This is a genomic window from Massilia sp. 05N420 (genome assembly GCF_056397205.1).
Map to the genome: position 1 here is coordinate 196,223 of NZ_JBFTMX010000002.1, position 25,289 is coordinate 221,511.

At 63.6% G+C, this 25,289-nt stretch carries 17 protein-coding genes, 1 tRNA gene and 1 pseudogene; 9 read left to right on the plus strand and 10 right to left on the minus strand.

All coding sequences use genetic code 11. The annotated features are described in order from the left end of the window. Positions 1-15: 15 nt before the first annotated feature. Positions 16-990 carry a quinone oxidoreductase family protein gene (locus AC1DIX_RS01915; protein WP_477321593.1) on the plus strand — a complete coding sequence of 325 codons (975 nt, stop codon included), beginning with the start codon at positions 16-18 and terminating at the stop codon, positions 988-990. Positions 991-995: 5 nt separating this feature from the next. After that, positions 996-1,142 (plus strand): hypothetical protein, encoded by a 147-nt coding sequence (locus AC1DIX_RS01920; protein ID WP_441934824.1) that lies wholly within the window; start codon positions 996-998, stop codon positions 1,140-1,142. A gap of 164 nt (positions 1,143-1,306) precedes the next feature. On the opposite strand, the gene AC1DIX_RS01925 is transcribed toward AC1DIX_RS01920, so the two are convergent. Further along, the gene (locus tag AC1DIX_RS01925; RefSeq protein WP_477321564.1) at positions 1,307-1,948 is read right to left on the minus strand and encodes a DUF4136 domain-containing protein; all 642 of its coding nucleotides are present in this window, start codon (positions 1,946-1,948) and stop codon (positions 1,307-1,309) included. 211 nt (positions 1,949-2,159) lie between these two features. Here AC1DIX_RS01925 and pepN point away from each other — a divergent pair, with 211 nt between their 5' ends. The 4 genes from pepN to AC1DIX_RS01945 all read left to right on the plus strand — a co-directional run bounded on the left by pepN (position 2,160) and on the right by AC1DIX_RS01945 (position 7,541). Next, positions 2,160-4,814 carry an aminopeptidase N gene (gene pepN / locus AC1DIX_RS01930; RefSeq protein ID WP_477321566.1) on the plus strand — a complete coding sequence of 885 codons (2,655 nt, stop codon included), beginning with the start codon at positions 2,160-2,162 and terminating at the stop codon, positions 4,812-4,814. Between the two features lie 23 nt (positions 4,815-4,837). Then, entirely contained in the window at positions 4,838-5,839 is a 1,002-nt protein-coding gene (locus AC1DIX_RS01935) for a class 1 fructose-bisphosphatase (protein WP_441934827.1), read from the plus strand. A 64-nt stretch (positions 5,840-5,903) separates the two neighbouring features. Next, a tRNA-Thr gene (locus AC1DIX_RS01940) sits at positions 5,904-5,979 on the plus strand. A 113-nt stretch (positions 5,980-6,092) separates the two neighbouring features. Next, the gene (locus AC1DIX_RS01945) at positions 6,093-7,541 is read left to right on the plus strand and encodes a DUF6538 domain-containing protein (RefSeq protein ID WP_477321568.1); all 1,449 of its coding nucleotides are present in this window, start codon (positions 6,093-6,095) and stop codon (positions 7,539-7,541) included. An 876-nt stretch (positions 7,542-8,417) separates the two neighbouring features. Here AC1DIX_RS01945 and AC1DIX_RS01950 read toward each other — a convergent pair. Then, a complete protein-coding gene (locus AC1DIX_RS01950; protein ID WP_477321570.1) occupies positions 8,418-9,002 on the minus strand; it encodes a recombinase family protein in 585 nt (194 codons plus the stop codon). Positions 9,003-9,453: 451 nt separating this feature from the next. Then, entirely contained in the window at positions 9,454-9,849 is a 396-nt protein-coding gene (locus AC1DIX_RS01955) for a hypothetical protein (protein ID WP_477321572.1), read from the minus strand. Between the two features lie 630 nt (positions 9,850-10,479). Here AC1DIX_RS01955 and AC1DIX_RS01960 point away from each other — a divergent pair. Next, positions 10,480-11,262, plus strand: a complete 783-nt coding sequence (locus AC1DIX_RS01960; RefSeq protein ID WP_441934828.1) for an ElaB/YgaM/YqjD family protein — start codon at positions 10,480-10,482, stop codon at positions 11,260-11,262. A gap of 153 nt (positions 11,263-11,415) precedes the next feature. On the opposite strand, the gene AC1DIX_RS01965 is transcribed toward AC1DIX_RS01960, so the two are convergent. Beyond that, on the minus strand, positions 11,416-14,529 hold the full coding sequence (locus AC1DIX_RS01965) for an efflux RND transporter permease subunit (RefSeq protein ID WP_477321574.1): 3,114 nt from the start codon (positions 14,527-14,529) through the stop codon (positions 11,416-11,418). Positions 14,530-14,539: 10 nt separating this feature from the next. Beyond that, positions 14,540-15,661, minus strand: coding sequence for an efflux RND transporter periplasmic adaptor subunit (locus AC1DIX_RS01970; protein ID WP_477321576.1), 1,122 nt, complete (start codon positions 15,659-15,661; stop codon positions 14,540-14,542). A gap of 149 nt (positions 15,662-15,810) precedes the next feature. Between AC1DIX_RS01970 and AC1DIX_RS01975 the strand changes: the two genes are divergently transcribed. Further along, the gene (locus tag AC1DIX_RS01975) at positions 15,811-17,379 is read left to right on the plus strand and encodes a DUF1800 domain-containing protein (RefSeq protein WP_477321578.1); all 1,569 of its coding nucleotides are present in this window, start codon (positions 15,811-15,813) and stop codon (positions 17,377-17,379) included. Between the two features lie 22 nt (positions 17,380-17,401). Continuing rightward, complete coding sequence (locus AC1DIX_RS01980) at positions 17,402-18,649, plus strand: DUF1501 domain-containing protein (protein ID WP_441934832.1); 1,248 nt, start codon at positions 17,402-17,404, stop codon at positions 18,647-18,649. A gap of 302 nt (positions 18,650-18,951) precedes the next feature. Here the strand turns inward: AC1DIX_RS01980 and AC1DIX_RS01985 are convergent, their stop codons facing one another. The 5 genes and pseudogenes from AC1DIX_RS01985 to AC1DIX_RS02005 all read right to left on the minus strand — a co-directional run. After that, complete coding sequence (locus AC1DIX_RS01985) at positions 18,952-19,704, minus strand: 2OG-Fe dioxygenase family protein (RefSeq protein WP_477321581.1); 753 nt, start codon at positions 19,702-19,704, stop codon at positions 18,952-18,954. Between the two features lie 23 nt (positions 19,705-19,727). Next, on the minus strand, positions 19,728-21,791 hold the full coding sequence (locus AC1DIX_RS01990; protein WP_477321583.1) for a TonB-dependent receptor: 2,064 nt from the start codon (positions 21,789-21,791) through the stop codon (positions 19,728-19,730). An 11-nt stretch (positions 21,792-21,802) separates the two neighbouring features. Continuing rightward, the gene (locus tag AC1DIX_RS01995) at positions 21,803-22,312 is read right to left on the minus strand and encodes a DUF6702 family protein (protein WP_477321585.1); all 510 of its coding nucleotides are present in this window, start codon (positions 22,310-22,312) and stop codon (positions 21,803-21,805) included. Then, positions 22,309-24,759: a M1 family metallopeptidase gene (locus tag AC1DIX_RS02000; protein ID WP_477321595.1), complete on the minus strand. Its 2,451-nt coding sequence runs from the start codon at positions 24,757-24,759 to the stop codon at positions 22,309-22,311. The genes AC1DIX_RS01995 and AC1DIX_RS02000 overlap by 4 nt, the downstream gene beginning before the upstream one ends. Positions 24,760-24,765: 6 nt before the next feature. Then, positions 24,766-25,289, minus strand: a pseudogene (locus AC1DIX_RS02005) (aminopeptidase); the annotation flags it as partial.

The following is a 25,289-nucleotide window of genomic DNA, read 5'->3' on the forward strand; positions in this document are numbered from 1 at the left end:
AGAACGAGAATGGCAATGGCAAAAGCGATCCGCTACGCGCGTACCGGCGGTCCCGAGGTGATGGAACTGGCCGAGGTCGAGGTCGGCGAGCCCGGCCCCGGTGAAGCGCGCGTGCGCAACCATGCGATCGGCCTGAACTTCATCGACGTCTATTTCCGCAACGGCCTGTATCCGGCCCCGCTGCCAGGCGGCCTGGGGCAGGAGGGCGCCGGCGTGGTCGAGGCGGTGGGCGAAGGCGTGACCCATGTGCTGCCGGGCGACCGCGTGGCCTATGCCGCGCGTCCGAACGGCGCCTATAGCGAGCTGCGCGTGATGCCGGCCGACATCCTGGTCAAGCTGCCGGACGAGATCGACTTCGAGACCGGCGCCGCGATGATGCTGCAGGGCCTGACGGTGCAGTACCTGTTCCGCCGTACCTATCCGCTGAAGGCCGGCGACACCATCCTGTTCCACGCGGCGGCCGGCGGCGTCGGCCTGATCGCCTGCCAGTGGGCGCGCGCTCTCGGCGTGAACCTGATCGGCACGGTGGGGTCAAACGAGAAAGCGGAGCTGGCCCGGCAGCATGGCGCGGCCCACGTCATCAACTACAACACCGAGGATGTGGTACAGCGCGTGCTGGAGATCACGAACGGGGCGAAGGTGCCGGTGGTCTACGATTCGGTCGGCAAGGACACCTTCCTGCGCTCGCTCGACTGCCTGCAGCCGCTGGGCCTGATGGTCAGCTTCGGCAACTCGTCCGGCGCGGTGCCGCCCTTCGCGCTCTCCGAACTGGTCTCGCGCGGCTCGCTCTACATCACGCGCCCGACCTTGCAGACCTATGCGGCGAAGCGCGAAGACCTGGAAGCGATGGCGGCCGACCTGTTCCAGATGGTCGCCAGCGGCAAGATCAGGATCGAGATCCACCAGCGCTTCCCGCTGGCGGACGCAGCCCAGGCCCACATCGCGCTGGAATCGCGGCGCACCACCGGCAAGACCATCCTTCTGCCATGACAGCCATGAGAGAGTTCAGCGACGACAACGAACCCCCGATCGAGCCCCAGCAGGACGACAGCCCGCGCTTTGGCCGCCTGCTGGCGGTGCTGGCGCTGGCGGTTTTGCTGATTGTGGCGATTACGTTTTTTTCGGAGAGGTATTTGGCCTGAAGTGAAGTGTGCGGCGGCCCACAGCTTCAGTACGTCGTTCCCGCAGCTTCAATTTGTCGTCCCCGCGCAGGCGGGAGCGACGAGTAATCGCGGGAGCGACGGGCAAACAAAACGGGACGCCTGCCCTCGAGCAGCGCGTCCCGTTTTCATTCAAGGGCTGAAACTCAACCCTTGCGCGGCTCCTGCTTCAACTCGACCACCCGCGCCCCGCCATTCGGTCCCGGAAAGCCTTCGAAGGCGCTCTGCACCAGCGCCGGCATCAGCGCCGGGGTCGACATCGTCTTGCTGACGTTACGCACGGTCACGTCGAACAGGCGCTTGCTGTCGGTCGCCGAGCTGATGGAGATCTGCAGCTGGCGGTGATAGCGGTGTTCCTCTTCCACGTCGTAGCGCGGCACCGGGCCCCAGAACGGGTCGTAGAATGGGTTGTACCAGCCGCCGCCCCAGTAGCGGCGGCGGAAACCGCCGTAGCCGAAGCGCGCCGAATAGGGATAGAAGGGCGCATAGGACGGATACAGCACCTGGGTCGGCACGTCGACGGTGACGAAACGCACCGCCACCTTCAGGGCCGCCGACTGCGGCGCCTCGTGGAAGCCGAGGCGGCTCAGCTGGTCGCGCACCAGGTTCTCGTAGTTCTGCAACTCGAGCGTGTTGTCCTGCGGGGCCGGGGCCTCGAAGGCGTAGCTCTTGTCGGCGATCTGGGCCGGCCATTGGTGGAAGGTGGTGACGTCGCTGCGGATCGTGGTCGCGCAACCGCCCAGCAGCAGGCTCAAGGATGCCGCCGCCGCGATCATTATGCGTTTCATGACATGCTCCATCTGACTATCTTTGCTTCAATCGGAATTCTTCACGAATACAGTTTACGCCTGCTGTTCAATTTTCAGAAATACATTTACGGGCGGTTACGGCAGCTACAGTGCGATACATATAAAAACCGCAGACGAACGTGGAATCGAAGCATGCCGCCGCTGTTGGTAAAATAAGCATTCATTCCACCATCGTTCGCGGACCCCAACCATGCGCACCGATACGCCCCAGACCATCTACCGCAAGGACTACACTGCCCCCAGCTACCAGGTCGACACCGTGGAGCTCGGTTTTGACCTCGATCCCGCCCGCACCATCGTCGCCAACCGGATGACGATGCGCCGCAATCCGGACAGCAGCTGGCGCGACATCGAATTGTACGGCGAGGATATTGAACTGGTGGCAATCCGCCTGAACGGCAAAACCCTGGCCGAGGGCGATTACACGATCGACGGCACAGTATTACGCATCCCGAACACGCCGGACAGCGTCACGCTGGAGATCGAGACGATTTGCGTTCCCGAGAGTAACACGACGCTCAGCGGCCTCTACGTTTCGAACGGCAATTTCTATACGCAGTGCGAAGCCGAGGGCTTCCGCCGCATCACCTGGTTCCCGGACCGTCCGGACGTGATGGCCAAGTACATGGTCATGCTGCGCGCCGACAAGGACAAATATCCGGTCCTGCTCTCGAACGGCAACCTGGTCGAAGAGGGCGAGCTGCCCGACGGCCGCCACTACGCCAAGTGGGAAGACCCGTTCAAGAAGCCGTCCTACCTGTTCGCCCTGGTGGCCGCGCGCCTGGTCTGCCAGGAGGAAAAATTCAAGCTCCAGGACGGCCGCACGGCATTACTCCAGGTGTGGGTGGAAGAGGGCAACCTCGACAAGACCGATTACGCGATGCAGTCGCTCAAGCGCAGCATCCGCTGGGACGAGGAGCGCTGGGACCTCGAGCTCGACCTCGACCGCTTCATGATCGTCGCCGTCGGCGACTTCAACATGGGCGCGATGGAGAACAAGGGCCTGAACATCTTCAACACCAAGTTCGTGCTGGCCAATCCGCGCGTCGCCACCGACTTCGACTTCCAGGGCATCGAAGCCGTGGTCGGCCACGAATACTTCCACAACTGGACCGGCAACCGCGTCACCTGTCGCGACTGGTTCCAGCTGTCGCTGAAGGAAGGCCTGACCGTGTTCCGCGACCAGGAATTCTCGGCCGACATGATCGGCACAGACACCGGCCGCGCGGTCACCCGCATCGACCAGGTGCGCACCCTGCGCCAGGCCCAGTTCCCGGAAGACGCCGGCCCGATGGCCCATCCGGTGCGCCCGGACTCCTTCGTCGAGATCAACAACTTCTACACCGTCACGGTGTACGAGAAGGGCGCCGAAGTGGTCCGCATGCTCCAGACCCTGCTGGGCCGCGAAGGCTTCCGCAAGGGCATGGACCTGTACTTCGACCGCCACGACGGCCAGGCCGTCACCTGCGACGACTTCCGCATGGCAATGGCCGACGCCAACGGCCGCGACCTGACCCAGTTCGAACGCTGGTACAGCCAGGCCGGCACGCCCATCGTGCAGGCCGAGACCCGCTACGACGAACAGGCGAAAACCTATACCCTGCGCCTGATCCAGTCCTGCCCGGCGACCCCGGGCCAGCCGGACAAGCTGCCCTTCCACATCCCGGTGGCCGTCGGCCTGCTGGGCAAGGATGGACGCGACCTGCCGCTGACCATCGACGGCCAGCAGCCCGGCACCACGGCCGTGCTGGAGCTGGTCGATGCCGACCAGACCTTCGTCTTCACCGACGTCCAGGAACAGCCGACGCCATCGATCCTGCGCGACTTCTCGGCCCCGGTGATCCTGAAGCACGGCTACAGCGACGCCGAACTGGTCCACCTGTTCAGCCACGACAGCGACCCGGTCAACCGCTGGGAAGCCGGCCAGCGCCTGGCCATGGGCCGCCTGCTCAAGCTGACCGGCATGGCCGGCGCCAACGGCGGTCCGGACGCGCTCGACCTGGACGACGTCTTCGTCGAAGCGATGCGCAAGATGCTGCTTGATGAAAGCCTCGATCCGGCCTTCCGCGAACAGGCGCTGCTGCTGCCCTCGGAAACCATGATCGCCGACCAGCTCGACGTGGTGAATCCGCTGGCGATCCATACCGCGCGCCAGTTCGTGCGCGCCGACATCGGCGCCCGCCTGCGCACCGGGCTGCTGGCCCAGTACCAGGCCAACCAGACCCCGGGCGAGTACAGCCCGGACGCCGCCTCGATCGGCAAACGCGCGCTGAAGAACCTGGCGCTGAGCTACCTGTGCGCGGCCCCGGACGAGGAATCGATCGCCCTGGCCCAGCGCCAGTTCGACGAAGCCACCAACATGACCGACCGCGCGGCCGCCCTGAGCGCCCTCGTGCATGCGCGCGCACCCGGCGCCCGCGATGCGCTGCAGCGCTTCTACGACGAGTTCCAGGGCGAGGCCCTGGTGGTCGACAAGTGGTTCATGATGCAGGCATCGGCCCCGACCACCGACGTGGCGGCCGTGCGCGAGCTGATGAAGCACCCGGCCTTCACGCTGCGCAACCCGAACCGCGCGCGCAGCCTGGTCGCCGCCTTCTGCGTCAACAACCCGGTGCAGTTCCACGCCCCGGACGGCAGCGGCTACGCCTTCTGGTCCGAGCAGGTGATCGCCCTGGATGCGCTCAACCCGCAGGTGGCCAGCCGCCTGTCGCGCGCCATGGACCGCTGGCGCCGCTTTTCGCCGGCCCTGCAGGCGCACATGAAGAAGGCGCTGCAGCAGGTGGCCGGCCAGGGCAAGCTGTCGAACGACGTGCGTGAAGTCGTCAGCAAAGCACTCGCCAATTAACTATTACAAACCAAAGGAAGTCCATGAAACGTGTCAGCCTGACCCAATATCTGGTTGAGGAGCAGCGCCTCCACAACAACATCCCGGCATCGCTGCGCCTCCTGATCGAGGTGGTCGCGCGCGCCTGCAAGACCATCAGCCACTCGGTCGGCAAGGGCGCCCTCGGCGACATCCTGGGCAGCGCCAACACCGAGAACATCCAGGGCGAGGTGCAGAAGAAGCTCGACGTCATCTCGAACGAGATCCTGCTCGAAGCCAACGAATGGGGCGGCCACCTGGCGGCCATGGCCTCGGAAGAGATGGAATCGATCCACCCGATCCCGAACCGCTACCCGATGGGCGAATACATGCTGCTGTTCGATCCGCTGGACGGCTCCTCGAACATCGACGTCAACGTCTCGATCGGCACCATCTTCTCGGTCCTGAAGGCGCCGGAAGGCATGACCGCCCCGACCGAAGCCGACTTCATGCAGCCGGGCACCAAGCAGGTAGCGGCCGGCTACGCCGTCTACGGCCCCCAGACCATGCTGGTGCTGACCACCGGCGACGGCGTCAACTGCTTCACCCTGGACCGCGAGATGGGTTCCTGGGTCCTGACCCAGAAGGACATGCAGATTCCGGAAGAGACCAAGGAATTCGCGATCAATATGTCGAACCAGCGCCACTGGCATCCGCCGGTGCAGCGCTACGTCTCCGAAATGCTGGCCGGTAAAACCGGTCCGCGCGGCAAGGACTTCAACATGCGCTGGATCGCCTCCATGGTGGCCGACGTGCACCGCATCCTGAACCGCGGCGGCATCTTCATGTACCCCGCCGACCTGCGCGATTCCAGCCAGCCGGGCAAGCTGCGCCTGATGTACGAAGCCAATCCGATGGCCTTCATCGTCGAGCAGGCCGGCGGCGCCGCTACCGACGGCCGCCAGCGCATCCTCGACATTCCGCCGACCAAGCTGCACCAGCGCGTGCCGGTTTTCCTCGGCTCGAAGAGCGAGGTCGAGCGCGTGACCAGTTACCACCAGGAGTAAGCTGGACAAAATTGCCGAGCCGGGCTAGCCAGTTGACGAAGTTGTTTGTTAGAATACGGCTCCCGCCGCTGTAGCTCAGTCGGTAGAGCAGCGCATTCGTAATGCGAAGGTCACCAGTTCGATTCCGGTCAGCGGCACCAGTTTTACTATACCATTCCCTTCCAAGTCATTGATTTGGTTGGGATTTGGTGTATCCTACTAGCACGAGTGGTATCACAAATGGGTATCATACCCGTACCACTTACGCTACCGCATGCCCCTTCTTGCCCTATCCCGAATCGTGTCCGTCAAGGTCAAATATCTCTGGCAGAAGCCTACCAGTTCCCTTCTTTACTACCGCCGTCGTATTCCTGACGACGTTAAGCCCTTGTTGGAAGCCTCAGGTTCCGAATGGACAGGCAAGGAACAGATCGTAATCAGCCTGCAAACAGACGACCTAAAGGCCGCTGCATCCAAGATCGCCAAGCTTGCCGCGAAGCACGACAAGGAATGGGAACAGCTACGCAATCCGTCCAAAGCTGGGCTGCTGGCCCAAGCGGAAACGCTACTTCGGAATAGGGGTATTGACCCTGCTGCGCCTAAAGCGGATGAGGAAGCATTGGGTTTCTTTCTGGATATGGTCGAAGACGATTTACCTACCAAGGTTAAGGATCGTCTCCAGGAAGCATACGAATACGGCCATCCGGTTAATCAGCAACGGGATATTGACCCGCACTTATCCCCCGTTGTCGCTACGGCCTTGCAGGTTGCCCTGGGACGCCGGGAATTCGCCTTGAGCGACTGTCTTGACCAGTACCTTACTTCCCGCTCCGAAAAGGCCGCCAAAACGGCGAAGATTGCCTTTGGCTACCTGAGGGACTTCTTCAAGGAAGACCGTGCGCTTGCTGCAATCCGTCGCCAGGACGTGAATGAATTCGTGAAATGGCTACTTGCTGGCGAACACAATAAAGACGGTAAGCCGGTCACGACTACGACCGTTGCCCGCTACTTAAATAGCATCATCGCTGCGGTTGGGCGCGCTATTAGGGAAAACGAACTTAAAATTGATAACCAGTTTTCCAGCGTCGAGATTCCCAATGCTGGTAAGGATGCCCAGGACCGTCTTCCGTTCGACTTAGACCAATTGAAAGCCCTGCATCGTGCCGTGAACGAATGGGTCGCTGCTAAAAAACGCTGGGACCAGCCCCGCTGTATCGTTACGGTCTTGGCCGAAACCGGCTGTAGGTTGGCCGAAGTGACCGGCTTGGCATCGGCTGACGTTTATCTCGATACAGAAACCCCTTACATCGACCTCAAAGAGCATCCCTGGCGTTCCTTAAAGAACGACAAGGGCAGCGTTCGTAAGGTTCCGTTGACGCCTAAGGCCATTGAAGCCATCAAAGCCGCCCAAGTCATCAGTAACGGTTCCAAATTCCTGTTCCCTCAGTACACGACGGCGGATAAGTGCAAAAGCGACTCTGCATCTGCAACGTTGATTAAATGGCTTCGTAGTCGTGATGGTCTTAAAAACGCAAAGGTCGATAACCATAGCCTGCGACATACAATGAAAGACCTGCTGCGGGCTGTCCAATGCCCTGATTCCATCCAAGACGAAATCCTTGGTCATACGACGAAGGGGACCGGCGCGAGATACGGCCAGGGGTATCCCTTGGAAGTGTTAGCCGAATGGGTCAATAAGGCCGTGGCGGCCGTGTGGGCATAAGCGGCTACAGGAAGCCATAGGAAGCCCTACAAGGCCTTCTTGCTGGGTCAAGCAGGATTGATGCTGTCTTGGGGAAAGACGCCTCAAAACGCCGCTAAACGCTTCCCAGGCGCAATAGCGTCCTAGTAGGTGGTTGGGATCAAAAAACACCGATCACGTAGCGCAACCTGGGGTCTCCAAAACGCGCTAGGAAGCCCGTAGGGAAGCGTACAGCGTTGAGGCTAGGCAAGTATGCCCTGATGCGCAGAAACGTTGTGGGGGGCCTTCTATGGCTTCCTGGGCATCCCGTAGACTGGACGAACAGGCAGAAACTTAGAAGAAAAAAACACCAATCAAGAAGACTGTCTTGACTGGTAAGGAAGACCGTCACCGCCCATACGGGTAGACCATCATCCCCTATAGATTCCTTTGGATTGCTTTAGGCAGGTAAAGGTTAAGACCCAGGCGCAAACCTGTAGAGAAAGACCCTTAGTGATTTTTATTCAGATTGCGCCATAGGGGATACCTATGCACCCTAAGGATTCTTTGGATACCTATAGTTTTGCATAGCTTTAGACCATAGGTGCAGACCTTATGTTATTTTCATTTAGTATGCACCTTTAGGGCCTACTTTCTGACCTTTAGTCCTTAGTCAGCCTAAGGTCATCTTTAGTATGCTCCCCTACCCCCCACAGCGGTACGGTCTTTCTCTTAGCTGTACCTTTTAGCTTCGCTGTCGGTGTCTTTCTCTTAGCTGTGGATTTTAGCTTCTACAGGTCAAGCCCCAGGGTTCCCCAAGGTCCGCCTACGTTGAAAAGGGATCGTTTCTGTATGCCCTATATAATAATTGCTTAAAAAATAGGCAGAGTTAGTATCTAGCGGTTTCCATGGATGCAGTTAGGCCGCTTCCATCCCAGCCCGTACCCGCATGATCGTTTGGCGGGACGTATCGAACGCCTTAGCGATCTGTGCAACGGCTACGCCTGCTTTGATCTGTTCCTTTACCTGTTCCTGCTGGGCTACCGTAAGGGCCGATGGTCGCCCAAAGGCTTTCCCTTCGGCCTTAGCACGTTTGATACCTGCATTCGTCCGTTCGATTAGCAAATCACGTTCAAACTCGGCTACAGCGTTAATAACCTGCATGGTCATCTTGCCTGCTGGGCTAGTAAGGTCTACGCCGCCCAGGGCTAGACAATGAACCTTGACGCCAGCACCTTCCAAACGCTCGACAGTAGCCCGTACGTCCATCGCATTACGTCCAAGACGGTCAAGCTTCGTTACGACCAGTACGTCACCCGATTCCAGCTTGTCGAGCAACCTAGCGAACCCCTGGCGTTCCAAGGCAGCTACCGAACCCGATACCGTTTCGGTAACGATGCGCTGTTTGGTGATAGCAAAGCCCGCCGCAGCGATCTCTTGAACTTGGTTCTCCGTGGTTTGGTCATTGGTCGAAACACGGCAGTAAGCAAACAGGCGGGACATTCGGATTCCTATGTGTACGAAAGTGATGTACGAATAATAGGACCTGTACGAAACCACGTCAAGCTTACTTTCGTACATTCGTATTGAGCATGTACGTAAGCGGTCGGTTTCGGACATGCCCGTCCATTGCCATTTCTGGATTCCGAGGATTCGCTATGGTCGAAGCAAGCAGGGAACGAAATGAAGAAACAGGCGCAGGCCAACCAGCATCTTCAAAGGTGATCCATGGCCGGACTCTTTGTGGAAATCAGTAAACACGAGAAAAAGACCCCCGGGGGTTTGACCTAAGCGCGAATCCAAAAAAGGGTTAAAGGCTTGCTTTTTGGTCTTGTTGTTGGACGTTTATCGAGCGAGCACGTTTTCTATGTGCAGCCGATTGCGCACCTATTGTAGCGTCCGCTTTCGCCCCCAAGCCGACGACTGTATTTCCCCCAAGGGGTCTTCACATGGGTCATTTTTCAAGTACGTGCGAGCGTAGAACAACGTCAACCGTGTACGAAAGTCGATGTTCATGGGCTAGCTTTTCCACAAAGGCAACCGGTAAATCGTATTGTCCATCCGGCATCTGTTTGTAGAACGGAGGGGATTCGGTTCGCAATAGAATCCAGACGTTTTTCCCTGTTGCCCCTTTTACCCCAAGAACCTCACGATCAGCGACCTTACGTACAACTGGCTCGCGCAGGGGGGTGTCTCGTGTTTGGAATTCGATGGCCTGCAACGTTGACCATTCGCTCTTTTCGCCAAAGGTTTCGACAAGTTCAGGACTGGAACATGCCTTAACCGCGAACCCTACCGCCACGGACAGAGACAATGCCACGACAACGCAACGGATGGAACTTCGATTCATGAGTCTATTTCGTGCGTAGGTATTGATTTATCGAGGTCAAATATGACTATGACTTATGCGCCTGCTGTTGGGCCGACAGCGGACCGTAGGAATGGATCAGTGTACGAGTTTGTTGCCCCAATAGCAACTAATGAGTTTTGTTAGGCCTTCAAAGGCGTAAATACGAAGACGTCCAGGTATCACATGGGCATCACATCGGGTAACACAAGGCGTCTTCGACGCTCGTCCAGTATCGCTTGCACTCATCAGTAAGTCATTGATATGATTAGGTTTTGCAGTACCCTTAGCGCCACTCATGCACGGGTCGGGATGCTGGTTCGATGTTGGTCAGCGGCACCAGTTTTGGCGTAAAAGGCATCCCATCGGGGTGCCTTTTTGCTTTCCAACGCTCCCTTTCTCCACGATCCAACAGCTCTGTTAGTCAGCGCACAGTCCCCATCGACCGTAAGTTGTATTTTTTCTATCGCGACGCTGCGCAACCGGTGTCGAACCGGCATCGCGGCCCTACCCAGCGAAACCCGAAATGGATCATCCCTATGCGCGGAACTCCTGAAAGTGTTCAGGGTCAATGTGTTGATGGTCGAGTATCGGTCTACTCCGCGTTCGTCAAAATTTTACGAGGAATACATCATGGATAATCAAAAGCCGAGCGAAGCAAAAGGTAGCAATGCAGGTAATCAAGGCAGCTCGAACAGCTCGGGTAGCCTGAACAAGAGCAGCCAGCCGAACCAGGGCAAGGACCAGATGGGTTCGACCGGCTCGAGCACCGGCGGCGCGACCGCGTCGAGCACCGGCGCCGTGGGCGGCATCAGCAATGCCGGCTCGTCGTCGACCTCGACCTCGTCGCAGGGCGTCGGCTCGATGGGTGCGATGAGCGCCAGCGGCTCGACCGCCAGCGGCACCAACAGCTCGACCGGTTCGACCGGTTCGACCGGCTCGTCCAACCTCAACCGCGGCGGCTCCAGCATGGGTCCCACTGGTTCGTCGGGCAGCAGCCAGAGCGGCATGGGCACCGGCTCGGCCACCGGTTCCGGCACCGGCGGCGACATGAAGGACATGGCGAACAAGGCACAAAACCTGGTCGACCAGAAGGCCCAGGACCTGCACGGCAAGATCGACCAGGCCGCGGACGCCGCCAAGCCGATGGTCGACAAGGCCGTCAACAGCGTGCAGCCGGTGGTCGACCGCCTGGCAACGACCGCCCACGCCGGCGTGGACAAGCTGCAGGGCATGCTGAGCGGCGCGGGCGACAGCCTGGGTCAGCGCAAGGAACAGCTGACCGACGCCTATGGCCAGTACATGGACCAGGGCCGCGAATACGTGCGCCAGAACCCGGGTACCGCCGTGGCGATTGCTGCGGGTGTGGGCTTCCTGCTGGCCAAGATCCTGGGTGGTGGCCGTCGCGATTATTGATCGTTAGATCGATTGGTAGGTGAGCAAGCCGGCCCTTGGGCCGGCTTTTTTGTTGGCTTCAGAACGTCGTCCCCGCGGAGGCGGGGACCCAAGTTTTGCACGCGTTTCGGTAGCGCCGGCCAACTTGGGCCCCCGCCTGCGCGGGGGCGACGTTCATTTGACCGCGCTTTCCTTACGCGCCCGCTGCCGCGGCTGCTTCCGCAACTTCCTCCCCATCCGTCCGAACCAGTGCTTGGCATCGTCCACATAGGTGAACACCGCCGGCACCACCAGCAGGCTCAACAGGGTCGAGGTGATCAGGCCGCCGATCACGGCCACCGCCATCGGCGAGCGGAAGCTCGGGTCGCCGGACAGGCCGAGGGCCAGCGGCAGCATGCCGGCGCCCATCGCGATCGTGGTCATGACGATCGGGCGCGAGCGCTTGTGGCAGGCGTCCACCAGGGCGTCGAAGCGGTTCATGCCCGCCTTCCGCGCCAGGATCGCGTAGTCGACCAGCAGGATCGAGTTCTTGGTCACGATCCCCATCAGCATGATCAGGCCGATCATGGTCGGCATCGACAGCGCATCGTGGGTCAGGAGCAGGGCCACGAAGGCGCCGCCGATCGACAGCGGCAGCGCGGCCAGGATCGTCACCGGCTGCAGGAAGTCGGTGAACAGCAGCACCAACACGCCGTAGATGCACAGCACGCCGATCAGCATCGCCGTGCCGAAGCTGGCGAACAGCTTGCGCATCTCTTCGGCGTCGCCCAGCTCGGCGATCGTCACCGAGGCCGGCAGCTTGCGCAGGGCGGGCAGGGCGCGCGCCTCGGTGTTCACCTCGCCCAGTGAGCGGCCGTTCAGCTCCACTTCCAGGGTCACGTTGCGGCTGCGGTTCAGGCGGTCGATCTGGGCCGGGCCGCTTTCCATCGTGATGTCCGCCACGTTGGCCAGCAGGACCGGGCCGTTCTTGCCCGGCACCGTCAATCGTCCGATGGCATCGAGGTCGGCGCGCACCGCGTCCGGCAGCTTCACGCGGATCGGCACCTGGCGCTCGGACAGGTTCATCTTCGCCAGCACCTGCTCGTAGTCGCCGGCGGTGGCCACGCGCACGGTCTCGCCGATGCTGGCCGCGGTCACGCCCAGGTCGGCGGCGCGCGCGAAGTCCGGACGCACGATGATCTCCGGCCGCACCAGCGACGCGCTCGAGCTGACGTTGCCGATGCCGTGCAGGGTGCGCAGTTCGCGTTCGGCCTGGCGCGCGGCGGCCGTCAAGGCCACCGGATCCTCGCTGCGCAGCACCAGCTGCATCTTGACGCCGGATTCCGGCGGGCCGACCGTGAAGCGTGCGCCCGGGATGTCCATGAGCCTTGCACGCAGGCGGGATTCGATCCGGGCCAGCGATTCCTTGCGCTCGTCGCGGTGCACGGTGGTGACGGTCAGCACGGCGCGGCGCGCTTCGGCCGCGGCGCCCGGCGCGAACACGTCGCCGCTGGAACCGCCGCCGATGGAGCTGAACACGGTCTTGATGAGCGGGTCGCGCAGGGCCAGTTGGCGCACCTGCTCGGTTACCGCGCGCGTCTGCTCCAGGGTCGCGCCGGGCGGCAGCTCGACCTTGATCTGGGTCTGGGCGCGGTCGCCGGCCGGGATGAAGCCGGTCGGCAGCAGCGGCACCAGCGAGATCGAGGCGGCGAAGAACGCGGCCGCCGCCAGCATGGTCAGGCCACGGTGGCGCAGGCACCACTGCATGGCGCGCATGTAGCGGCGCATGATGGGGCCGTCCTTCTCTTCCGTTTGCCTGGCCGGCTTCAGGAAGTAGGCCGCCATCATCGGCGTCAGCAGGCGCGCCACCAGCAGCGAGGCCAGGATGGCCAGCACCGCGGTCCAGCCGAACTGCTTGAAGAACTTGCCGGGGATGCCGCTCATGAAGGCGGTCGGCAGGAATACCGCGACCAGCGAGAAGGTCGTCGCGATCACCGCCATGCCGATCTCGTCGGCCGCTTCCAGCGCGGCCTGCATCGGCGTCTTGCCCATGCGGAGGTGGCGCGAGATGTTCTCGATCTCGACGATGGCGTCGTCGACCAGCACGCCCACCACCAGCGCCAGCGACAGCAGGGTCACCATGTTCAGGGTGTAGCCGAACAGGTACTGGCCGAGGAAGGCCGGGATCACCGACAGCGGCAGGGCGGTGGCGGCGACGATGGTGGCGCGCCAGTCGCGCAGGAACCACAGCACCACCAGCACGGCCAGGATCGCGCCCTCGTACAGCATCTCCATCGAAGCGTCGAAGTTTTCCTGCACCGGCCGGGCGTTGTCGATCACTTCGCGCAGCACCACGTTGCCATGTTTCGCCTGCAGCTCGCGCACGGCGACGCGCACGCCCTCCGCGACCTCGGTCTCGCCGGCGCCGCGGGTGCGGAAGATCTCGAAGCCGACCACGGTGTGGCCATCCTGCTCGGCCAGGGCGCGCGGCTCGGCGATGCTGTCCGATACCGTGGCGATGTCGTTCAGGCGCACATGGCGGCCGTCCGGCAGCGGGATCTCCATGCGCGCCAGCTCCTGGGCCGTCCGCACCGTGGCCAGGGTGCGCACCGACTGCTCGGCGCCGCTGACGTCGCCGCGTCCGCCGGGCTCTTCGCGCTGCACGTTGCGCAGCTGGCGCGAGACGTCCAGGGCCGATACCCGCAGCGCCGCCATCCGCGCTTCAATGAGTTCGACCCGCACTTCGCGGAACACGCCGCCGACGCGCTTGACCGCGCCCACGCCCGGCACGCTGAGCAGGCGCTTGGAGACGGTATTGTCGATGAACCAGCTGAGGTCGGGCGCATCCAGCGCCGGCTTGCCGTTGGCTTGCGCCGCCTCGGCGGTGAAGGTCAGCACCACGCGGCCGGCGGTGATGGTCTTGGTCACGCTGGGGTCGCGCATCTCGGCCGGCAGGTCGGCGCGCACCCGCGAGACGGCGTCGCGCACGTCGTTGACGGCGTCCGACAAGTCCTTCTCGAGGATGAATTCGACGGTGACGGTGGCCACGCCGTCCAGCACCCGCGTGTAGATGTTCTTGACGCCTTGCAGGGTCGCCACCGAGTCCTCGATCTTGCGCGCGACCTCGGTCTCGAGCTGGGCCGGGGCGGCGCCGTCGAGGGTGGCGGTGACGGTCACGATGGGCAGCTCGATGTCCGGGAAGTCCTGCACCTTGTTGGCGCGGAAGGCGAGGATGCCGGCCAGCGTGAGCAGGGCGAACAGCATGATCGCCGGGATCGGGTTGCGGATCGAGAGGGCCGAGAAATTCATCGCCGTCCCTTCAGCGCGCCGGCATGGCGACCGGCACCACGTTGCGCACCAAATCCCCATCGTTGAGGAAGCCGGCGCCGCTGACCACCACCAGCGCATCCGCCGGCAGCCCGGCCACCACCTCGACCCGCTCGCCAAGGCGGCGTCCGGTGGTGACCTTGACCTGGCTGACGCGGTTGTCCGGATTCAGGCGGAACACATAGGCGAAACCGTCGCGCACCGCGACCGCCTGCTGCGGCACCGTCAGCGCATCGGACTCGCCCAGTTCGAACTGGCCGCCGGCGAACATCCCGGCCTTCAATGGCGCGTCAGGCGACAGGCTGGGCGGCAGGTCGACGTAGACCAGGGCCACGCGGGTCTGCGGATCGACGGTCGGGGCCACCGTGCGCACCGTGCCCTTGACGACGGCGCCGCCGGCGGTCCTGACCTCGGCCTTCAGGCCAGGCTTCATGCGCGGCAGTTCGGCCGCCGTGACTTCGGCCCGCCACTCCAGCCGGCCCTGGCGGATCATGCGGAACAGTTCCGTGCCCACGCCGGCGACGGCGCCCACGGTGGCGCTGCGCGCCGAGATGACGCCGCTGTCCGGCGCCACCACCTGGGTGTACTTCAGGCGCAGCTGCTGTTGCGACAGGGTGGCGCGCGCGGCTGCCACCCGTGCGTTGGCGGTGCGCTCGGCGGTGATGTACTGGGTGACCTGCTGCGCGCTCATCGCGCCCGAGCTTTGCAGGGCGCGCGCGCGCTCGGCGTCCGCCTGGGCGGCGGCGGCATTCGCTTCGGTTTCCTGCAGGGCGGCCCTGGCCTGGGCCAGGTCGGCGTTGACGACGTCGGCGTCGAACACGGCCAGCACCTGGCCCTTCCTGACGACGTCGCCGACGTTGACGCGCACCTCGCGCAGGCGCAGGCCGTTCGACTCGCTGCCGATCACGGCTTCCTGCCAGGCGGCGACGTTGCCGTTGGTGGCGAGGCGCAGCGGCAGGCGTGCGCTGGCGGGGCGCGCCGTGGTGACGGTAAGCGCCGGACGGGGTGCCGCCGCCTTCTTGTCGTCGGCGGCGCGGCCGGTGGCGAGGACGCCGGCCAGGCCGGCCAGCACGACCACAGGAAGGAGAGCGAGGAGGGGGCGGAGTCTGGTCATGGTCGCGACAGTGTAGCAAAAGGAAGGCGGCGCGGCGCCTCGTGTATGTACGGCGACTGCGGTTACAAATCCTTACTTTTGCAAAGAGGCAGTCCTATCTACACTTCCTGGTAGAGATGATTGTTCGATAAACCTCCGGAGCGTTCACCATGACCAGCCGTCCTTTGCTCGCCATCCTCGCAGCAAGCCTGCTTTTCACACCGGCGCTCCACGCGGCGCCGCTCGCGCCCGACCAGCAGGCGGTGCATGTGCTGAACCGCCTGGCCTTCGGTCCGCGTCCGGGCGACGTCGAGCGGGTCCAGCGCATGGGTGCGCAGCAGTACATCGATGAGCAGCTGCACCCCGAGAGCATCCCGATGCCGCCGGAATTGTCGGCGCGCCTGGATGCGCTGGAGACCGTCAAGCGCAGCGCCGGCACGGCCCTCGGCGACTATATCGAGCTGCGCAAGGAAGTGCGCAACGAGGAAGAGGGCGCCAAGCAGCGCCGCCGCATCGAGCAGGGACGCGCCGCCCGCGAGGAAGCCGAGGCGCGCCTGCTGCGCGCGGTCGAGAGCCCGCGCCAGCTCGAGGAGGTGATGGTCGACTTCTGGTTCAACCATTTCAACGTCTTCGCCGGCAAGGGCATCGACCGCGCCCTGGTGGCCAGCTACGAGCGCGACGCCATCCGTCCCTACGCGCTGGGTTCCTTCCGCGCCCTGCTGGGCGCCACCGCCAAGCACCCGGCAATGCTGTTCTACCTCGATAACGTGGTCTCCTCGACGCCGCGGCCGAATGCGAAAGGCAGAGCGCAAGGCCTGAACGAGAACTATGCGCGCGAACTGATGGAGCTGCACACGCTGGGCGTGGACGCCGGCTATACCCAGCGCGACGTCACCGAGCTGGCGCGCATGCTGACCGGCTGGACCTTCGACCAGCGCCGCCTGGTGCGCATGGGTGAAACCTTCCGCTTCGACGCCGGCCGCCACGACAAGGGCGCCAAGACCTGGCTCGGGCACGAGATCGCACCGAATGGCCAGGACGAAGGCGAATACGCGCTCGACGTGTTGGCCATGCACCCGGCCACCGCGCGCCACATCAGCTTCCAGCTGGCCCAGTACTTCGTCAGCGATACGCCGCCGCCGGCCCTGGTCGAGCGCATGAGCCGGACCTGGCTGGCCAGCCAGGGCGATATTCGCGCCGTGCTGAAGACCCTGTTCTCCAGCAGCGAGTTCATGGACAGCGAGGCCGCCGGCGCCAAGTTCAAGACGCCCTACCAGTTCGTGGTCTCGGCCGCGCGCGCCGGCAGTGCGCCGCTGGTCAACGTCGGTCCGCTGGTGAACACCATGAACCAGCTCGGCATGCCGCTGTACGGCTGCCAGACCCCGGACGGCTACAAGAATACCCAGGAGGCCTGGCTGAACCCGGACGCCCTGACGCGCCGCATCGCCTTCGCCACCGCGCTGGCCCAGGGCCGGCTGCCGCTGGCGACCAGGCCGCTGCTGGCGCCGCCGCCGCCGGCCCCGCCGATGCAGAACCTGGCCGGCAGCGACGCCTCCCCGGCGATGTTCGCGCCGCCCCCGCCGACGCCGCCCGCACCGCCGGTGCCGCTGGATGCGGCCAGTCTGCGGGCCACGCTGGCGGGTTCGCTGTCGCCGCGCACCGCCGACACCATCGCGCGTAGCCCGGACAATCTGCGCGCGGCCATGCTGCTGGGCAGTCCCGACTTCATGCAGCACTAACCTCGATACCTGGAGAACGACCATGCAACGCAGGGATTTCCTGAACACGCTGGCGCTGGGCGCCGGCATCATGCTGCCGCTGGGCCGCCACGCCTGGGCGGTCACAGGCAGCGGCACCGCCGACAGCCCGACCCGCAGGAAGCTGGTGGTGGTGATGCTGCGTGGGGCGGTGGACGGCCTGAACGTGGTGGCGCCGGTGGGCGACGAGAACTACCTGCGCCTGCGTCCCGGCATCGGCCTGGCCAGCCCCGGTATGGAGAATGGTGCGCTCGACCTGGACGGCTACTTCGGCCTGCATCCGGCGCTGGCCAGCCTGCAGCCGCTGTGGCAGCAGAAGAAGCTGGCCTTCGTGCATGCCAGCGGCTCGCCCGACGCCACCCGCTCGCACTTCGACGCCCAGGACTACATGGAATCGGCCACGCCCGGCCGCAAGAGCACGCCGGATGGCTGGATGAACCGCCTGGTCACGGCCCTGCCGGGGACCGCCACGCCGAGCCGCCTGCTGGGCATCGGCCCCGTCATGCCGCGCATTCTGGCCGGCCAGGCCGCGGCCGTCAACCTGCCGAACGTGGCCTCGGCTACCCGTGCCGACATCCTCGACCGCCCGGCCATCGGCGCCGCCTTCGACCAGCTCTACGCCGGCCACCCGCGCTTCGGCCGCGCCTACGAGGATGGCCGCAAGGCCCACCGCGAAGTGATGATGGCCGCCGCCGAGACGCCGCAGATGCAGGCGGCCGATCGCGGCGCGCCGCTGCCGAACGGCTTCCCCGACGATGCCGCGCGCCTGGCGACGCTGATGCGCAACGATCCGAAGATCCAGATGGCCTTCGTCGCGCTGGGCGGCTGGGATACCCACGTGGCGCAGGGCGCCGGCACCGGCCAGCTGGCGAACCGCCTGGCGCCGCTGGGCCAGGGCCTGGCGGTGCTGGCCGAACGCCTGGGCAGCCTGTTCGACGATACCGTGGTGGTCGTGATGTCGGAGTTCGGCCGCACCGCGCGCGAGAACGGCACCGGCGGCACCGACCATGGCCACGGGAACGTGATGTGGGTAATGGGAGGGAAGGTCAGCGGCGGCCGGGTCTACGGCGACTGGCAGGGCCTGGAAGAGGCTGCGCTGAACGAAGGCCGCGATTTGCCGGTGACGACCGATTTCCGTTCGGTCCTGGCACAAATCGCCGAACAGCATTTACTTTTGAGCGATAAGCAGCTGAGTCAGGTCTTTCCCGCAATGCCGCAAAAAGCAGCGTCCTTCCGCGTGCTCAAGGCCTGATTGTAGGAGCGGTCCCACTGGAGGACGAGGTCAACGCGCTATCGTAGTTTTACCGTATTGCGGTGCACAATAAATGGCGCTATAGTTGAACCGTCTCCTCCAGTTTTCTCCGGAATCTGGATTCCGCCCGCTCCGCAAGGTAGCGGGTTTTTTTTTGCCCGTAGCTTTAAAGACGACGTCCCCGCGATTCAAACCGTCGTCCCCGCGAAGGCGGGGATCCAAGTTTGCATGCGTATCGTCAGCGCGGACAGAACTTGGGTTCCCGCCTGCGCGGGAACGACGGTCTTGCGTTTCGTGGTGGCTTACGCTCCCGTGGTCTCCACATCATCGCCCTGGAACGCCCCGGCCCGCCAGGTCAGCACCAGGGTATCCCGATGCCCATGCTCCCCCAGCGGCTGGATCGGCGTCGATTCGTGGATCACGGCTGCGTCGTCGAGCAGCAGCATGGTCCAGGGTTCCAGCATGGTGAAGCGCTGGCCTTTCGGGCCTTCGGCTTCGAACACGCGGGTCTCGCCGCCCTTGATGTTTTCGCGGCCGATCAGGATCACGGCCACGAAGTCGACGCCGTCGCGGTGGGCGCCTTCCGGCGTCGGGCGGCCGATGCCGTCGGCGGTGTCGATGCGGAACTGGTGCGCCTCGACATACCAGGTCTGCTCGCCCTTCACCTTCGAGCACACCGCGCCGAGTGAGCGCAGCAGCTTGTTCCAGGCCGGCTGCTCGGCGGTGCCGGGTTCGATCGGTACGAACAGGCGGTGCATGCCGCCGTGCAGGGCGTTGTATTCGACCGGCTGCCAGTGGGCGCGGTGGGGACTCTGCGTGAGCGCGCCGCCGTCGTCGACGAAGCAGGAGTGGCGCCGGCGCCGGTAGCGGCCGCCGTCCTTCAGGTAGTTGTCGAGTTCCAGCCGGTCCCAGCTCGGCGCGAGGGCCTGCAGTTCGTCGAGGGAGCAGCCGGCCAGGCTTGCCACGTCTTGCGGACGCAGCAGCGCATAGCCGTCCGTGCGCAGCGCATCGGCGATGCGCGACGGGTCGGTATAGGGTGGTTGCGGTGTAGTCATCCCGCTAGCGTAGCACTTTTTGCCTACCAATTCTTGATGAGGCTAAGGCGGAAGGAGCGCGATTCGAGCGGATGGAAGTGGATGTCCTCGCGCGGCTCGCTCTCGCCGCGCAGCTGCGACGCATAGTAGTAGTCGATCGCCGAGACCTTCTTGTTGGCCAGGTTGAAGCCTTCCAGCTCCAGCCGCAGGTCCCTGGCGATGCGATAGCCGATGCGGCCGTTCAGCGTGGTGCTGGCATGCGAGCGCACGCTGTTGTCCTCGATGAGGGGACGCGGGCCGAAGTAGCGCAGGCGCAGCGCGCCTTCCCAGGCGCCGTTCTTGCCGAGCTGGCTGGCGGTGATGGCCAGCTGGCCCACGCCTTCGACCGCGCCCGGAATGCGGTCCTCGCCCGGCTCCACGTCGCGCGTGCGGGCCCGCGCGAAGGCGGCGTCGAAGTCGATCGACAACCACTTCACCGGCTTGTAGTAGTTCGAGAATTCGATGCCGTAGCGGCGGCTGGGCGAGCCGGCCTCGGTGGTGCCTTCGTCGCCGACATAGCTCAGCTCCGAATCGAAATCGAGGCGGTACAGCGACAGCGCGGTCTGCATCTTCGGGATCGCATCGAGGCGCAGGCCGATCTCCATGCCGCGCGAGCGCACCAGGCCCGGCGACTGGCCGAGCGACGCCAATGTCTTCGGATCGATGGTGGCGACCGTGCCGCGCGCATCGTTGCTGTGGAAGCCCTGGCCATAGTTCAGATACAGCTCGCTGCTCTTCCACGGGCCGAACACCAGGTTCATCGACGGGCTGACCAGGGTGTCGCCGGCGCTGCCGGAGTTGGCGGCCAAATCGCTCTTCACGCGGAAGCGGTAGTGATCGGCGCGCAGGCCGACGATGGCGCGGAACGACTCGCCCCAGCGCGTGGCGCTCTCGATCCAGGCGGCGCGGCTGGTCTCGACGATGTGGTCCTGGCGCGTGGTCTCCAAGGTCTGGCGCCCTTGGGTGTGCAGCAGGCCGTTGAAGATATTGTCGTTCTGGGCCTGCAGGCCGACGCTCAGGTCCGAGGTGACCGTGTCGGTGCGGTGCGCATGCCAGGTGTGCAGGGCATTGAAGCCGCCGGTCACGCGGCGGTCCGGCTGGGCGAACTGGTCGCCATGCAGCGGGTCTTCCATGTAGTAGGTGAAGTTCGACCACAGGTCCAGCTGGTTGCGGATCAGGTAGGCGCTCACCTTCGACATCGAGTCGGCCGAGGTCTGGCGCCACACGCCGGACAGGCTGTAGCGGCGCGCCTCGCCGCCGTCGGTATCGTCGACCAGGTCGAAGCGGCCGATGCGGCCGTCGTCCACCGCGCGTTCGGGGATCTGGTCGGTGGAATTCCAGCGGCCGTGATAGGCCATCGCGGTGACGCTCCAGCCATTGTTCGCATAGCCGCGGCTGTAGCGCAGTACGCCGTTCACCTTCTGGTAATCGTCCGGATGGGTGAAGGGACCATCGTTGTGCAGCAGTTCCAGCGCATAGGTGAGGGCGCCGCCGGCCGCATCCCTGGACGCCGCCAGCGCGGTGCGCGCATAGCCGTTCTGGCCGACGCTCAGCGTGGCCACATCGCGCACCAGGCGGTTCGCATAGGTGACCGAGGCGCTGCCGGCCGAGGCGAAGTCGCCTTCGCGCGCCGAGTACGGTCCCTTGCGATAGTCGAGACGGGCGGTCAGTTCCGGGATCAGGAAGTTCAGGTCGGTCCAGCCCTGGCCGTGGGCGTGCGAGCGCTGGTTGACCGGCATCTCGTCCACATAAGTGGCGAGGTCGGTGCCGTGGTCGAGGTTGAAGCCGCGCAGGTAGAACTGGTTGGCCTTGCCTTCGCCGCTGTGCTGGCTGACGATCAGGCCGGGCGCCGCTTCCAGCAGTTCGCCGGGACGGTAGATGGTGCGCATCTCCAGCTCTTTCTGGCTGACGCTGCCGGCATTCGCGGAGTCAAGCAGGCCGAGTTGGCTCGCGCGTGACCCTTCGACCAGTACGCGCTGGATCACGAAATCGTCGGCATGTGCAGCGGGGTGAACCAACAATGGGGAAAACAGCGCGGCCAGCGCGCAAGGCAGGACTCGAAGACGCATTGAACTGGAACTTAATGTACTGAAAACTCGGGGTGATTGCTGCTGAAGCCAAAGGTGCGGATGCTGCCGGCCACCGTCAGGTTGACGGTATTCAGCTGGTCGGGCAGGAAGTCGATCATCACTTCGTCGTGGAGGAACTCGACCTTCGAGGCCGGCGTCTGCTGCACTTCCTGGAACACGACGACGCTCTGGGCGTCGGCCGTCATGCCGACCCAGTTCAGCGGCAGGCGGCGCTTGTCCTTGTCCGCCAGCCAGAACTGTTTTTCGACATACTTGCGAAACACGGCCTGGTCGTCCGGGTCGGACAGGTCGAACTGGCGCTGGTACAGATTGGTCAGCAGGGCCTCGACGTCGTGCGCCATATAGGTGTGCACGACTTCAAGGCTGCCGGTACGCTCGTTGTAGCTGATGTCGGTGATCCCGGCGTGGAAGTTGTGCGCCGGCGCCAGCGCGCAGGCGCCCGCCAGGACGGCGRCCGCTGCACACCGGGCGATAAAGCCACGATAACGGTGAAAGCTCATTGCACCTTCCTGCCCGCTTCGATGGACTGCTCGGCATCCTTCACGGCTTCCTTGCTGTCCTTCTTGGCGTCTTTCGTTTTCAGTTTCTCGCTATAGTCTTTCATCATGTCGTCCTGCGGGCGCTGGCTCTTGAACAGTTCCAGGCGCGACGGCGTCACCTTGCGCGGCCAGGCGTTGTCGCTGGTGTCGATGTCGGCGGTTTCCAGATAGGGGTCCTGCACCAGGCTGGTCATCGGTTCGTCCGTGATGATCAGTTTCGTGATCTTCTTCGGGTTGTAGCGCCACACCTCGGCCGGCACGCGTTCGACATATTTCTTGCCGCTGGCCAGGGTGATCTCGAGGATCAGCGGGGTCACCAGGCCACCCTTGTTGCTGAAGTCGACCAGGTAGAGGTGCTTGCCTTCCTTCAGCAGCGCCTTTTCCCAATCCTCCAGCCCCTCCATGGTTTCATTGTACTTGTTGCGGTCCTTGTTGGTGACTGTGAAGTCGTCGTGCTCGTTGTAGAAATCCTTCAGTTCCGGATGCGCGTCGACGCGGCGCGGCAGGCTGCCCCTGTTGCGCTGGTCGGTGATCGACACCGGTTCCTGGTCCTTCAGGGATTTCTTCCACTTCTTCTCGACTTCCGGATCCTTGGTCCCGATCGTGTACTCGCTGATGCCGTCCACGCTCACATCCACCGCGTCGGTGGTGTAGAACCAGCCGCGCCAGAACCAGTCGAGGTCCGTGCCGGAAGCGTCTTCCATGGTGCGGAAGAAGTCGGCCGGAGTGGGGCGCTTGAACTTCCAGCGCTCGGCATAGGTGCGGAAGGCGAAGTCGAACAGTTCGCGGCCCAACACCGTCTCGCGCAACACGTTCAGCGCGGTGGCCGGCTTGGCGTAAGCATTGCTGCCGCGGTTCGTGATCGATTCCGAGTTGGTCATGATCGGCTGCTGGTTGCGGCTCTTCATGTAGTCGACGATGTTGCGCGCTTCGCCGCGGCGGGCCGGGTAATTGTCTTCCCACGCGGTCTCGGCGAGGAACTGCATGAAGGAGTTGATGCCTTCGTCCATCCAGGTCCACTGGCGCTCGTCCGAGTTGACGATCATCGGGAAGTAGTTGTGGCCGACCTCGTGGATGATCACGCTGATCAGGCCATACTTGGTGCTGCGCGAGTAGGTCAGCTCGCCGGTCTTCTTGTCCTTGGTCGGGCGGCCGCCGTTAAACGAGATCATCGGGTATTCCATGCCGCCCACCGGGCCGTTCACGGAAATCGCCACCGGGTAAGGGTAGTCGAAGGAATACTTGTTGTACTGGTCGATGGTGTGGATGATGGCCTGGGTCGAATACTTTTCCCACAGCGGGTTGCCTTCCTTCGGATAGAAGGACATGGCCAGCACGTCGGTACCGCCCTTCCTGAAGCCCTGCGCGTCCCAGATGAACTTGCGGCTGGTGGCCCAGGCGAAGTCGCGTACGTTCTTCGCCTTGAAGCGCCAGGTCTTGGTGGTGGTGGCGCGGCCCTTCTCGCGGGCTTCCGCATCCGCCTGGCTGGCGATGATCACCGGCTGGGTGGCGCTACGCGCCTGCTTCAGGCGCTCGCGCTGGGCGCTGGTCAGGACTTCGCCTTCGTTCTGCAGCTCGCCGGTGGCGGCGACGATGTGGTCGGACGGCACCGTGATCTCGACGTCGTAGTCGCCGAATTCCAGCGTGAACTCGCCGTCGCCCAGGTACTGCTTGTTCTGCCAGCCGTGGGCGTCGTAGTAGGCGGCCATGCGCGGATAGAACTGGGCGATCTCGAACAGGTCGTTTTTATCTTGTTTATCGAATCGTTCGAAGCCCATGCGGCGGCCCAGCACGTTCGTCTCCGGCACATTGAAGGACCACGCCATATTGAAGGAGAAGCGCGAGCCCGGCTTCAGCGGCTGGTCGAGGTCGATGCGCATCATGGTCTTGTTGATCACGTAGCGCAGCGGCTTGCCGTCGGTTCCGGTGACGCTGGCGATCTTGAAGCCGCCGTCGAACTTGCGGCTCTCGACCAGGAAGCGGGCCGCTTCGTACTGCAGGCCAGGTTGAGCTCCACCCGGGCCGCCGGCGCCGGCCGTGCGCCATGCCTCGCGCGAGGGGTAGCTCGAGATATTGCGGTTGTCCGAGTCGGCGCGGAACATGTTCTGGTCCAGCTGCACCCACAGGTAGTTCAGCGTGTCCGGCGAGTTGTTGTGGTAGGTAACGGTCTCGCTGCCGCTCACGGCGCGATTCGCTTCGTCCAGTTGGGCGCGGATCTTGTAGTCGGCGCGCTGCTGCCAGTAGGCGTGGCCCGGTGCACCCGAGGCGGTGCGGGTGTCGGTGGGCGTGGGCAGCAGCTCGTCGAGCTGGCGGAATTTGTCGTCGAATTGCTGGGCGAAGGCCGAGCCGGTGATGGCGGCGATCAGCGAAAAGGCGGCGAGGCTGGCGGGCAGGCGTTTCATGGTCATGTTCATTTATTTCGCGATCGGTTGGGCGTCCTTGTCGTCCGCTTTTTCCTTGGTTTTCAGCTTTTCGCTCAGTTTCTCGTTATAGTCTTTCATCATGTCGTCACCGCCACGCTGCGACTTGAACAGCTCCAGGCGCGACGGCGTCACCTTGCGCGGCCAAGCGTTGTCGCTCTGGTCGGTGTCCGCGGTTTCCCAGTACGGGTCCTGCACCAGGCTGGTCATCGGTTCGTCGGTGATGATCAGCTTCGTGATCTTCTTCGGGTTGTAGCGCCACACTTCGGCCGGCACGCGCTCGACGTACTTCTTGCCGCTGGCGAGCGTGATCTCGAGGATCAGCGGCGTCACCAAGCCGCCCTTGTTGCTGAAGTCGACCAGGTACATGTGCTTGCCTTCCTTCRGCAGCGCCTTCTCCCAGTCCTCCAGGCCTTCCATCGCCTCGTTGTACTTGTTGCGGTCCTTGTTGGTGACCGTGAAGTCGTCGTGCTCGTTGTAGAAGTCCTTGAGTTCAGGATGCGCATCGACGCGGCGCT

Excerpts from the sequence above, each read along its gene's own strand:
- AC1DIX_RS01950 (WP_477321570.1), bottom strand. The coding sequence starts at position 9,002 with ATGTCCCGCCTGTTTGCTTACTGCCGTGTTTCGACCAATGACCAAACC.
- AC1DIX_RS01945 (WP_477321568.1), top strand. The coding sequence starts at position 6,093 with ATGCCCCTTCTTGCCCTATCCCGAATCGTGTCCGTCAAGGTCAAATAT.
- pepN (WP_477321566.1), top strand. The coding sequence starts at position 2,160 with ATGCGCACCGATACGCCCCAGACCATCTACCGCAAGGACTACACTGCC.
- AC1DIX_RS01985 (WP_477321581.1), bottom strand. The coding sequence starts at position 19,704 with ATGACTACACCGCAACCACCCTATACCGACCCGTCGCGCATCGCCGAT.
- AC1DIX_RS01965 (WP_477321574.1), bottom strand. The coding sequence starts at position 14,529 with ATGAATTTCTCGGCCCTCTCGATCCGCAACCCGATCCCGGCGATCATG.
- AC1DIX_RS01920 (WP_441934824.1), top strand. The coding sequence starts at position 996 with ATGAGAGAGTTCAGCGACGACAACGAACCCCCGATCGAGCCCCAGCAG.
- AC1DIX_RS01935 (WP_441934827.1), top strand. The coding sequence starts at position 4,838 with ATGAAACGTGTCAGCCTGACCCAATATCTGGTTGAGGAGCAGCGCCTC.
- AC1DIX_RS01955 (WP_477321572.1), bottom strand. The coding sequence starts at position 9,849 with ATGAATCGAAGTTCCATCCGTTGCGTTGTCGTGGCATTGTCTCTGTCC.
- AC1DIX_RS01970 (WP_477321576.1), bottom strand. The coding sequence starts at position 15,661 with ATGACCAGACTCCGCCCCCTCCTCGCTCTCCTTCCTGTGGTCGTGCTG.
- AC1DIX_RS01975 (WP_477321578.1), top strand. The coding sequence starts at position 15,811 with ATGACCAGCCGTCCTTTGCTCGCCATCCTCGCAGCAAGCCTGCTTTTC.
- AC1DIX_RS01925 (WP_477321564.1), bottom strand. The coding sequence starts at position 1,948 with ATGAAACGCATAATGATCGCGGCGGCGGCATCCTTGAGCCTGCTGCTG.
- AC1DIX_RS01915 (WP_477321593.1), top strand. The coding sequence starts at position 16 with ATGGCAAAAGCGATCCGCTACGCGCGTACCGGCGGTCCCGAGGTGATG.
- AC1DIX_RS01990 (WP_477321583.1), bottom strand. The coding sequence starts at position 21,791 with ATGCGTCTTCGAGTCCTGCCTTGCGCGCTGGCCGCGCTGTTTTCCCCA.
- AC1DIX_RS01980 (WP_441934832.1), top strand. The coding sequence starts at position 17,402 with ATGCAACGCAGGGATTTCCTGAACACGCTGGCGCTGGGCGCCGGCATC.
- AC1DIX_RS02000 (WP_477321595.1), bottom strand. The coding sequence starts at position 24,759 with ATGACCATGAAACGCCTGCCCGCCAGCCTCGCCGCCTTTTCGCTGATC.
- AC1DIX_RS01960 (WP_441934828.1), top strand. The coding sequence starts at position 10,480 with ATGGATAATCAAAAGCCGAGCGAAGCAAAAGGTAGCAATGCAGGTAAT.